The following is a 10455-nucleotide window of genomic DNA, read 5'->3' on the forward strand; positions in this document are numbered from 1 at the left end:
TCAGGCCACGTGCCGGCCACGCTCGAGGGAGGCGCCCTCGACGTCCACGTCCGGCATGATCCGGTCGAGCCACCGGGGCAGCCACCAGGCCTTGTCACCGAGCAGGTGCATGAGCGCGGGCATCAGCAGCAGGCGCACCACGAAGGCGTCGAGCAGTACGCCGAAGGCCAGGCCGAAGCCGATCGGCCGGATCATCGCGTCGTGGGAGAACACGAAGCCGCCGAACACGGAGATCATGATGATCGCCGCGGCGATCACCACGGAGCGGCCGGCGCGCAGGCCGGTCATCACGGCGGTCCGGGCGTCCTGCCCGTGGGCGTAGGCCTCACGCATGCCCGAGGCGATGAACAGCTGGTAGTCCATGGCCAGGCCGAACAGCACACCGATCATGATGGTCGGCAGGAAGCTGAGCACCGGGCCGGGGCTGTGCACCCCGAAGACCTCGCCGAGCCAGCCCCACTGGTAGATCGCCACGACGCCGCCCATCGCCGCGAACACGGAGAGCACGAAGCCGCCGGTGGCGATCAGGGGCACGAGGATCGAACGGAACACCAGCACCATGATCAGCAGGGACAGGCCCACGACCACGCCCAGGTAGAGCGGCAGCGCCTCGGAGAGCTTCTGGGAGACGTCGATGAACCCGCTGGTCACCCCCGCCACCCCGAGGTTCGAGGCCTCGCCGGCCGGCTCGGTCTCGCGCAGGGTGTGCACGAGCTCACCCGTGGAGACGGCGTTGGGGCCCTCCTCGGGGATCACCTGGAACATGGCCATGGTGCGGTCGGCGTTGAACCCGGCCGGCACCACGGTGCGCACGTGGTCGAGGCCGGCGAGCTGCTCGCCCACGTCGAGCTGCTGGGCGGCGGCGGCCTGGTCAGACAGGCCGGCCGGCAGGTCCACGGTCGCCACGAGGGGCCCGTTGTAGCCCTCGCCGAACTCCTCGGCGATCAGCGTGTAGGACACCTGGGAGTCGGAACCGAGGGGCTCGGAGCCGCCGTCGGGCAGGCCCAGCCGCATGGAGCCGAACGGCAGGGCCGCCACCACGAGCAGGGCGACCGCCGCGAGCGCGGAGGCCAGCGCCCCGGCCGTGGACATCGTGGTCCGGCGGGGGCGTCGGCCGCCCGGGGCGGCGTGGGAGCCGGCCGAGCCGGCGGCGGAGGCCGTGGCGGGGTCCTGCTGAGCCCGCTCCTCGTGGGCCTGGGCCTCAGCGGCGCGGCGGCGCTCGCGGCGGGAGAGCACACGGGTGCCGGCCAGGGAGAGCAGGGCGGGGGTGAGAGTCACGGCCACCAGCACGGCGATGGTGACGCAGGCGGCACCGACGGTACCCATCATCCCGAGGAAGGGGATGCCGGTGACGTTCAGCGCCACGAGCGCGATGACCACGGTGAGGCCGGCGAACACCACGGCGTTGCCGGAGGTGCCGTTGGCCAGGGCGATCGACTCGTGCACGGGGAGGCCGCGGCGCAGCTCCTGGCGGTGGCGGTTCACGATGAACAGGGCGTAGTCGATGCCCACGGCGAGTCCGAGCATGATCCCGAGCACGGGGGTCACGGACATCATGTCCACGACGCCGGAGAACGCCAGGGCGCCCAGGGCGCCGACGCCGACGCCGACCAGGGCGTTGACCAGGGGCAGCCCGGCGCCGATGAGGGTGCCGAGCATGATCAGCAGCACGGCGGCGGCCACGGCGAGGCCGACGATCTCCGCCGGGCCGATGAGCTGGGGGACGGTCGCGTTGAGCGCCTGGGTGGGGCGGACCTGCACGCCGGGGATGTCGGCGGAGGTGAGGGTGGAGGTGACCTCCTCCTTCTCCTCGGTGGTGAGGTCCAGGGCGGGCTGGTCGAAGGAGACCGCGCCCAGGGCGGCGGAGCCGTCCTCGGAGACCGTGCGGTAGTCGCCGGCGAGGTCCAGCATCCGCTGGCCCTGGGCGGCCTTGGCCTGCCCCTCCTCGAGCTGGGTGCGGCCGGCCTCGAGGCGCTCCTGCTCCTGCTCGAGGCGGGTCTGACCGGCGGCGATCTCCTCGCGGCCGGCCCGGAGCTCGGCCACGCCCTGCTCGTAGCGGGTGCGGCCGGCGTCGAGCTGGGCCTGCTGGGCGTCGAGCTCGGCGGTGGCGGAGGCGAGGGCCTGCTGCTGGCCTGCCTCGAGGCGGGCGCGGCCGGCGGCGAGCTCCTGGGCGGCGGCGTCGAGCTGGGCCTGCTGCTCGGCGAACTGGGCGTCCACGGCCTCGGCGGGGAGCCCGGCGGCCGCGGCCTGGTCGCGGGCCTGGTCGCGGGCGGCGTCCAGCTGGGCCTGGCCCTGGCGGTGCTGGGCCTCACCGGCCTCGAGCTCGGTGCGGGCCTGGGTGAGGGGGGCGACGGCGTCGTCCGGGAGGGCTGCCAGGCCGCGTTCCTGGATGTCCGCGCGGGCGGCGTCGAGCTGGGCCTGGCCCTCGTCCAGCTGGGTCTTGGTCTGGGCGAGGCGGCGCTCGCCCTGGGCGGTCTCGGCGCGGGCCTGCTCGAGCTGGGCGCGGCCGTCCTCGATCTGCTTCTGGCCGTCCTGCAGGCGGCGCTGGGCGTCAGCGACCTGCTGTTCGGCGTCCGCGAGCTCGCGGCGGGCGGAGTCCTTCTGGGCCTGGACCTCGAAGGGGTCGATCACGGAGTTCACCGGGTCCAGTCGGGTGACCTCGTCCAACAGGGAGGAGATCCGAGCGCGCTGCTCGTCCGTGAGGGGTGAGCCGTCTTCGGTGGCGAACACCACCTGGCCGGTGCCGCGGGAGGCGGCCGGGAACTCGGCGCGGAGCCGGTCCGTGACCTGGGCGGTGGGGGTGTTGGGGATCGTGACCGCCGAGCTCAGCGTCCCCCCGAAGGCGACGAACGCCCCGACCGCGAGGGCCAGGGCGAGGAGCCAGGAGACGAGGGCGACCAGGGGGCGGCGCGCGGCGGCGAGGCCGAGCCGATGCAGAAGAGTGGCCATGGTGGGGACTTCCTCGGGGACGGTGCGGCCACGACGGGGCCGATCATGGCCATCCTACAGGTAAGCGGAGCGGAGTGCTCCGTTCAGGAGGCGGGTGGGATCTCGCCGGGCCGGCTGCGGGGCAGGCCCCGGCGCGGGTGACGGATCAGGAGCCGGGCAGGCCCTGCTTGACCTGCTCCTCGGCGAGCCACTGCTGGATCCCGGCGGCGGCCTCCCGGGCGCGCACCACCAGGAAGCCCAGCTGCGCGGAGTCCGCGGAGACGGACAGCAGCAGCTGACCCAGGGGCGGCTGCACGAAGCTGGTCAGCACGGCGTGGCCGCGCCCGGTGGAGAGCGAGACCATCGTCTGCGTGGGGGAGGCGGCCCCCTCGGAGACGATCTCCGCCTGGGAGGAGGCGATCGCGTAGAGGGAGGAGTTCAGGGCGGCCAGGCGGCCGACGTCCTCCTGCGAGACCCCGAGGGAGCACAGGTTCATGCCATCGGCCGTGCAGAGCGTCACGGAGCGGATCTCCGGGACCTCGCGCTGGAGGCGCTCGAGCCGGGGCAGGGCCATGGTGCCGATCACACGGGACCAGATCTCCCAGTGCTCGGCGATCTCCGGGTCGATGCTCACCTCCTCGATCGCGGGCTCCTGGGGGTGGGGCTGGGCGGTCATGCGGCACTCCCGGGGGTCAGGGACAGGCTGGCGAGGGTCACGCGGGCCACGTCGGCGGCCTCGCGCGGGTCGGCGACGAGCACGGGCACATGCTGGAAGCGCGGGTCCAGGGTGCGCCGGGCCAGGGCGATCGCCCGTTCGGGGTCGGCGCCCTCGAGGCGGGTCAGTGCGATCACGGTGCGGGACCATACGGAGGCGTCGCCCAGCAGCTCCAGCCAGCGGCCGATCTGGAACGCCGCGTCCGGGCGCTGGCCGAAGATCCACAGCACCACGCGGGCCCGCCCGGCGGTGACGGACTCGCGGGCGGAGGAGAAGCGGACCTGCCCGGGGGTGCCGAGCAGGGCGATGCGGTTGCCCTCGGGGTCCGTCCACTCGCCGTAGTCGATGCCCACGGTGGTGGTGGTCTTGCCCTCCTGGGACGGCTCGGCGAAGGTGAGCGTGGATTGGCGCACGTCCGTGCCCACCACGGGGATGTCGGACAGTGCCGTGACGGCGGTCGTCTTGCCCACTCCCATGGGGCCCACGAACACCACCTGACGTGCTGTGGTGGCGCCGACGACGGCGCCGGCCGGGGCTGCGGACATGGTGTCCCTCTCGGTCGTCGGCGGGGGCTGGCGGGCCTGTGAGGGGCCGGCGCGGTGTCCATGGTAGCGGTGTGTCCCGGCCTGCGGAGGCCCCGAGGAGAGGAGGCGGCGGCGCGCTGTGGGGGTCTGTTGAAGGTGGCGTGGAACGTCTACACTCCCAGGGCATGGTGCGGCTCGAGGTGTCGCCGGTGCGCCTGGTGCGCGCCGCGGCGGGGACCGTCCGCGAAGGCCCTCGTCCGTGCCCCGTTCCGACCCTCCCATCACTCCAAGGAGAACCGCCCATGGCCAGCCAGGAAGAGCTGACGCGCATCATCGACAGCATCAATGCCGACGTCAACGGCTTCATCGGCGCCTCGATCGTGGACATGGAGTCCGGCATGCCGCTGGCCTCCCGCTCCACGCGCGCCGACTTCGACCTCGAGGTCGCCTCCGCCTACAACTCTGAGATGGTCAAGGCCAAGCTCAAGACCATCCAGGTACTCGGTATCCGCAGCACTCTCGAGGACATGCTGCTGACCCTCAGCGATCAGCTGCACCTGATCAAGATGCTCGACGAGCGCACCTTCCTCTACGTGGCCGCGGACCGTGCCGCCACCAACCTCGCGCTGCTGCGCTCGGCCGTGAACCGCCACGCCAACAACTACCGCTGAGCTCTGCGCGCTCCGCGCACCCCACGACGCCCCGTCGGCTCCAGCCGGCGGGGCGTTCTCGTGCCCTGGGGCCTCGGCCCGCCGGATATCAGAGGTGGACGGTCACGTCGGCGACGTCCTGCGGGCGCTGTGCGGCCAGGTAGCGGCGCTCCTGCCGGGCCCACCGCTCCCAGTGCGGGGTGTAGAGGGAGCCGTCGCGGGCCAGTGCGCGCTCGCGGCGGACGGCGTCCTCCTGGGCGACCCACACTCGCAGGTCCAGCAGGGGCCGGGCCGGGGCGCACAGGGCGCCGACGCCCTCGCAGACCACGAGGTCGATCCCGTCGGGGTCGAGGGTGCGCGGCGGTCCGGGCGCGGAGCGGTGCCAGTCCCAGGCTCGCCAGCGCGCCGGGCGGCCGGCGGCGAGGGCGGCCACCGCCCTGGCGTAGGGCCCATCCGGGGCGATCGCCGCGGCCAGGCCGTCCCAGCCGGCGTACATCTCCTCCAGGTGCAGCACGGCCGTCCGGGCGTGCGGGGTCGGGCGGGCGGCCAGCGCCTCCGCGAGCGTCGACTTGCCGGCCCCCGAGCGTCCGTCGAGGCCGACCAGCACCGGGCGCCGGGAGGCGGGGGGCGGGGTCACCGGTGGGCCCGCCCGGCGGCCGCGGCGACGTCGTCGTCCTCCAGGGCCGCAGCGGCCGTGTCGATGACCCGCAGCGCCGCCTCGAGGTCCGCCCGGGGGACGTCCGCCAGGGCCGCCCCGATGCGCTCGGCCAGGGGGGAGAAGGCGGCGCGCCCGTCGGCCACGGCGGAGGGGGTGTGGTCCAGGATGACCCGGCGCCGGTCCCGCTCGGAGCGTCGGCGCACCACGTGGCCCGAGGCCACCAGGCGGTCGACGGCGGCGGTGGCCGCGGGCGTCGTCAGGTGCAGCCCCCGTCCCAGGTCGGTGACGGTGGTCTCCTCCCCCTCGGCGGCCCGGCGCATGAGCACGCTGAGGGCGCGCAGGTCGGTGCGGCTGAGGCCCAGGGTGCGGCCCGCCTGCTCGGCGGCGTGGTCCGCGCGCTCGCTGAAGGTGCGCAGGGCGAGCACCACGGCCTGCCCGCAGCGCATCTGATGCGGGGACGGAGTGGTCATGGGAGGAGATTCTAGTGTGATCCTCTAATGGTTAGACGATCGAAGGACCTGCTACGGTGGTCGGCGTGACGCAGCCTCCCGACCTCACCCCGTACCGCTCTCCCGCCGCCCGCGCCGCGGTCCGCCCCGCGGAGCGGCCCGCCGCCGGGGCCACCGCCCGCGACGCCGGGCGCCGCCGCTCCGCCGGGCCCCGTCTCGCGATCGCCGCCGCCCTGGTCCTCGTGTGGGTCGCGGTCATGGGCCTGGGCGGTCCCACGTTCGGGAGGATCTCCGAGGTCTCCTCGAACGACCAGTCCACCTTCCTGCCCGCCAGTGCCGAGTCCACGCTCGCGGGCGAGCGGGCGGCGGCCTTCCGCGCGGGCACGCGGATCCCCGCCGTCATCGTCGGAGAGGCCTCCACCGCCGACGCCGCGAGCGCCCTCCCGGTGCTCACCGTCCTGGGGGAGCGGCTCGGCGAGGTCGCGGGGGTGGCCGAGGTCGTCGGCCCGATCCCCAGCGAGGACGGTCGGGCCGTCCAGTACCTCGCCCTGATCGCGTCCGGCCCGGACGCGCCCCGGGAGGCGGCCGACGTCGTCGCGGACCTGCGCGCGGTGCTCGCCGACCCGGCCGCCGCCGACGGTGCGCTGACGGGCACCGTGGCGGCCTCAGCAGACTGGCATGTGGCCGGTCCGGCCGGACTGGCGGCGGACCTGGGCGGGGCGTTCGCCGGGATCGACGGCCTGCTGCTGCTCGTGGCGCTCGTGGTGGTGTTCGTGATCCTCGTGGCGGTCTACCGCTCCGTGCTGCTGCCGGTGCTCGTGCTGCTGACCTCGACGGCGGCCCTGTGCGCCGCGATCCTCGCGGTCTACTGGATGGCGCGGGCGGACTGGATCCAGCTCAACGGTCAGGCCCAGGGCATCCTGTCCATCCTGGTGATCGGTGCGACCACCGACTACTGCCTGCTGCTCGTGGCTCGCCATCGGGAGGAGCTCGAGCGTCGGGAGCGGGTGGGCGAGGCCCTCGCGGCGGCCGTGCGCGGCTCCTTCGGGGCGATCTCCGCCTCCGCGGCCACCGTGGCGGCCGCCCTGCTGATCCTGCTGGTCTCCGACCTGAACTCGAACCGCTCCCTCGGCCCGATCGCCGCCTCCGGCATCGTGTTCGCCTGGCTCGCCGCCCTGACCCTGCTGCCGGCGCTGCTGCAGCTGCTCGGCCGGGCCGCGTTCTGGCCCACCGTTCCCTCGCTCGCCCGTGCGGCGCGTCGGGCGGAGCGGCGGCAGGCGCGCGGCCGGGGGCACCGGCCGCCCCAGGACCTGCACGGCCGCCCGATCGCCGGGCTCGAGGAGGACCATGGCGTCTGGACGCGGGTGGCCGCGCTCGTGGCCCGCCGGGCCCGGCCGGTGTGGACCGCCACCGCCCTCGTCCTCGGCGTCCTCGCCCTGGGCGTCACCCAGCTCCAGGCCTCCGGCGTCGCGCAGACGGACGTGCTCCTGGGACAGTCCGACGCGCGGGACGGCGAGCAGGTCCTGGCCGCCCACTTCGACGCCGGCGCCGGCTCGCCGGCGGAGATCGTCGCCCCCGTGGCCGACGTCGACCGGGTCCTGACCGCCGTGCGGGAGCATCCGGGCGTGGCCGAGGCCGCCCTGGAGGGCGCTCGGGGGCCGGGGGCGGGCGAGCCGCTGATGCGCGACGGGGACGTCCTGATCTCCGCCACCCTCACCGACCCGGGCGAGTCCCTGGCGGCCCAGCGGACCGTGGAGTCGCTGCGCGCGGAGCTGCACGGTGCGGGCGCCTCCGGCGAGGTGCTGGTCGGTGGCCCCGCAGCCCAGGCGCTGGACGCCAACACCACGGCGCAGCGGGACCTGCGTGTCGTGATCCCGCTGGTGCTGGGCGTGGTGCTGCTGATCCTCATGGTCCTGCTGCGCTCGGTGCTCGCCCCGGTGCTCCTGGTGGCCGCCACGGTCCTGAGCTTTGGCACCGCCCTCGGCGTCTCGGCACTGGTGTTCGACCATGTGCTGGGCTTCCCTGGGGCCGATCCCACCGTGCCGCTCTACGCGTTCGTGTTCCTCGTGGCCCTCGGTGTGGACTACACGATCTTCCTCATGACCCGCGCCCGGGAGGAGACCCCCCGGCGCGGCACGCGTGCCGCCGTGCTGCACGCGCTGATGGTGACGGGCGGGGTGATCACCTCGGCCGGCGTCGTGCTGGCGGCCACCTTCGCGGCGCTCGCGGTGATCCCGCTGATGTTCATGGTGCAGCTGGCGTTCATCGTCGCCTTCGGGGTCCTGCTGGACACGCTTGTGGTGCGCTCCCTGCTGATCCCCGCGCTCGTGCGGGACCTCGGCCCGCGGGTGTGGTGGCCAGCGCGGGTGCGGTGAGGTGGAGCACATCGCGGGGGTGGGGGAATGAACGGCGGCGGGGGTGCGTTGCACTCGTCGACACAAACATGAGTGAGATGCACTCAGGTCTGTTGACACGGCGTCCGCCGAGTGGCAACCTGAGTCGTGAAGGCTCAGGTTCGTCCCGCTCGGCGCGGACAGGCCTGGTCTGAGCACTCACCGTCAGCAGAAGGAAAGGACCCCTCATGTCCCGTGCAGTCGGCATCGACCTCGGCACCACCAACTCCGTCGTCGCCGTCCTCGAGGGCGGTGACCCCGTCGTCATCGCGAACGCCGAGGGCGCCCGCACCACCCCGTCCGTCGTGGCCTTCTCCAAGGGCGGCGACGTCCTGGTCGGCGAGGTCGCCAAGCGCCAGGCCGTGAACAACCCGGACCGCACCTACGCCTCCGTCAAGCGCCACATGGGCACCGACTGGACCACCGAGGTGGACGGCAAGACGTACACCCCGCAGGAGATCTCCGCGCGCACGCTGATGAAGCTCAAGCACGACGCCGAGGAGTACCTGGGCGAGAAGGTCACCGACGCGGTGATCACCGTGCCGGCCTACTTCAACGACGCCGAGCGCCAGGCCACCAAGGAGGCCGGCGAGATCGCGGGCCTGAACGTCAAGCGCATCATCAACGAGCCCACCGCCGCGGCCCTGGCCTACGGCCTGGAGAAGGGCAAGGAGGACGAGCTCATCCTGGTGTTCGACCTCGGCGGCGGCACCTTCGACGTCTCCCTGCTCGAGGTCGCCAAGGACGAGGACGACTTCTCCACCATCCAGGTGCGCGCCACCTCCGGCGACAACCGTCTCGGCGGCGACGACTGGGACCAGCGGATCGTGGACTGGCTGCTCCAGCAGGCCAAGTCCAAGGGTGCGGACCTGTCCAAGGACAAGATCGCCCTGCAGCGCCTGAAGGAGGCCGCGGAGCAGGCGAAGAAGGAGCTCTCCTCCGCCACCTCCACGAACATCTCGCTGCAGTACCTCTCCGTGACCCCCGAGGGCCCGGTGCACCTGGACGAGCACCTCTCCCGCGCGAAGTTCCAGGACCTCACCAAGGACCTGATCGAGCGCACCCGCAAGCCCTTCAACGACGTGATCGCCGAGGCCGGCGTCAAGGTCTCCGACATCGACCACGTGGTGCTCGTGGGCGGCTCCACCCGCATGCCCGCCGTCTCCGAGCTCGTCAAGGAGCTCACCGGCGGCAAGGAGCCGAACAAGTCCGTGAACCCGGACGAGGTCGTCGCCATCGGCGCCTCGGTGCAGGCCGGCGTGCTCGCCGGTGAGCGCAAGGACGTGCTCCTGATCGACGTGACCCCGCTCTCGCTGGGCATCGAGACCAAGGGCGGCGTGATGGCCAAGCTCATCGAGCGCAACACCGCCATCCCGACCAAGCGCTCCGAGACCTTCACCACGGCCGAGGACAACCAGCCGGCCGTGTCCATCCAGGTCTTCCAGGGCGAGCGCGAGTTCACCCGCGACAACAAGGCGCTGGGCACCTTCGAGCTGACCGGCATCGCCCCGGCCCCCCGCGGCATGCCGCAGATCGAGGTCACCTTCGACATCGACGCGAACGGCATCGTGCACGTCTCCGCGAAGGACAAGGGCACCGGCACCGAGCAGTCGATGACCATCACGGGCGGTTCCTCGCTGTCCAAGGAGGACATCGACCGCATGGTCAAGGACGCCGAGGCCCACGCCGAGGACGACAAGAAGCGCCGCGAGGCCGCCGAGCGCCGCAACCAGGCCGAGCAGTCCGCCTACTCCGTGGAGAAGCTGCTCGCCGACAACGCGGACAAGCTGCCCGAGGAGGTCAAGACCGAGGTCCAGGCCGACGTCGACGCTCTCAAGGCCGCCCTGGAGAAGCAGGACAACGACGACGAGGTCAAGGCCGCGTTCGAGAAGCTCCAGGCCTCCCAGGTGAAGATCGGCGAGGCGCTCTACGCGCAGCAGTCCGCCGAGCCCGCCGCCGGCGCCTCCGAGGGCTCCGACTCCACGTCGGCCGACGAGGACATCGTGGACGCCGAGGTCGTCGAGGACGAGGACGACAAGAAGAACTGACCGCCCTGCGGCCCCGGGGCCTGCCGCCCCGGGGCCGGGAGCACCGCCGGCGGGCCGGCCGCGACGGCTCTGCGCCGTCACGGTCGGCCC

At 73.3% G+C, this 10455-nt stretch carries 8 protein-coding genes; 3 read left to right on the forward strand and 5 right to left on the reverse strand.

Annotated features, from left to right (window positions below):
• The 3 genes from SPI96_RS03305 to SPI96_RS03315 form a co-directional block, all read right to left on the reverse strand.
• Positions 1–2949, reverse strand: coding sequence for an MMPL family transporter (locus tag SPI96_RS03305; RefSeq protein WP_321080943.1), 2949 nt, complete (start codon positions 2947–2949; stop codon positions 1–3).
• A 145-nt stretch (positions 2950–3094) separates the two neighbouring features.
• Positions 3095–3604, reverse strand: coding sequence for a roadblock/LC7 domain-containing protein (locus SPI96_RS03310; protein WP_321080944.1), 510 nt, complete (start codon positions 3602–3604; stop codon positions 3095–3097).
• Positions 3601–4188: a hypothetical protein gene (locus tag SPI96_RS03315; RefSeq protein ID WP_321080945.1), complete on the reverse strand. Its 588-nt coding sequence runs from the start codon at positions 4186–4188 to the stop codon at positions 3601–3603. Before SPI96_RS03315 ends, SPI96_RS03310 begins: the two co-directional genes overlap by 4 nt.
• Before the next feature lie 281 nt (positions 4189–4469).
• Here SPI96_RS03315 and SPI96_RS03320 point away from each other — a divergent pair, with 281 nt between their 5' ends.
• Complete coding sequence (locus SPI96_RS03320; protein WP_321080946.1) at positions 4470–4838, forward strand: hypothetical protein; 369 nt, start codon at positions 4470–4472, stop codon at positions 4836–4838.
• An 88-nt stretch (positions 4839–4926) separates the two neighbouring features.
• Here the strand turns inward: SPI96_RS03320 and SPI96_RS03325 are convergent, their stop codons facing one another.
• Positions 4927–5454, reverse strand: coding sequence for a hypothetical protein (locus SPI96_RS03325; RefSeq protein WP_321080947.1), 528 nt, complete (start codon positions 5452–5454; stop codon positions 4927–4929).
• Positions 5451–5945, reverse strand: coding sequence for a MarR family transcriptional regulator (locus SPI96_RS03330; RefSeq protein ID WP_321080948.1), 495 nt, complete (start codon positions 5943–5945; stop codon positions 5451–5453). Before SPI96_RS03330 ends, SPI96_RS03325 begins: the two co-directional genes overlap by 4 nt.
• 65 nt (positions 5946–6010) lie before the next feature.
• On the opposite strand from SPI96_RS03330, the gene SPI96_RS03335 reads away from it, so the two are divergent.
• Together SPI96_RS03335 and dnaK are read left to right on the forward strand one after the other, a co-directional pair.
• Positions 6011–8299 (forward strand): MMPL family transporter, encoded by a 2289-nt coding sequence (locus SPI96_RS03335; protein ID WP_321080949.1) that lies wholly within the window; start codon positions 6011–6013, stop codon positions 8297–8299.
• A 206-nt stretch (positions 8300–8505) separates the two neighbouring features.
• Positions 8506–10365 carry a molecular chaperone DnaK gene (gene dnaK, locus SPI96_RS03340; RefSeq protein WP_321080950.1) on the forward strand — a complete coding sequence of 620 codons (1860 nt, stop codon included), beginning with the start codon at positions 8506–8508 and terminating at the stop codon, positions 10363–10365.
• The last annotated feature ends 90 nt before the right edge of the window (positions 10366–10455 follow it).

The organism is Micrococcus sp., from assembly GCF_034179925.1.
GTDB lineage: Bacteria > Actinomycetota > Actinomycetes > Actinomycetales > Micrococcaceae > Micrococcus.

What these genes read in the sequence shown, in the direction of transcription:
- SPI96_RS03305 (WP_321080943.1), bottom strand. Translation starts at nt 2,949, where the DNA reads ATGGCCACTCTTCTGCATCGGCTCGGCCTCGCCGCCGCGCGCCGCCCC.
- SPI96_RS03310 (WP_321080944.1), bottom strand. Translation starts at nt 3,604, where the DNA reads ATGACCGCCCAGCCCCACCCCCAGGAGCCCGCGATCGAGGAGGTGAGC.
- SPI96_RS03315 (WP_321080945.1), bottom strand. Translation starts at nt 4,188, where the DNA reads ATGTCCGCAGCCCCGGCCGGCGCCGTCGTCGGCGCCACCACAGCACGT.
- SPI96_RS03320 (WP_321080946.1), top strand. Translation starts at nt 4,470, where the DNA reads ATGGCCAGCCAGGAAGAGCTGACGCGCATCATCGACAGCATCAATGCC.
- SPI96_RS03330 (WP_321080948.1), bottom strand. Translation starts at nt 5,945, where the DNA reads ATGACCACTCCGTCCCCGCATCAGATGCGCTGCGGGCAGGCCGTGGTG.
- dnaK (WP_321080950.1), top strand. Translation starts at nt 8,506, where the DNA reads ATGTCCCGTGCAGTCGGCATCGACCTCGGCACCACCAACTCCGTCGTC.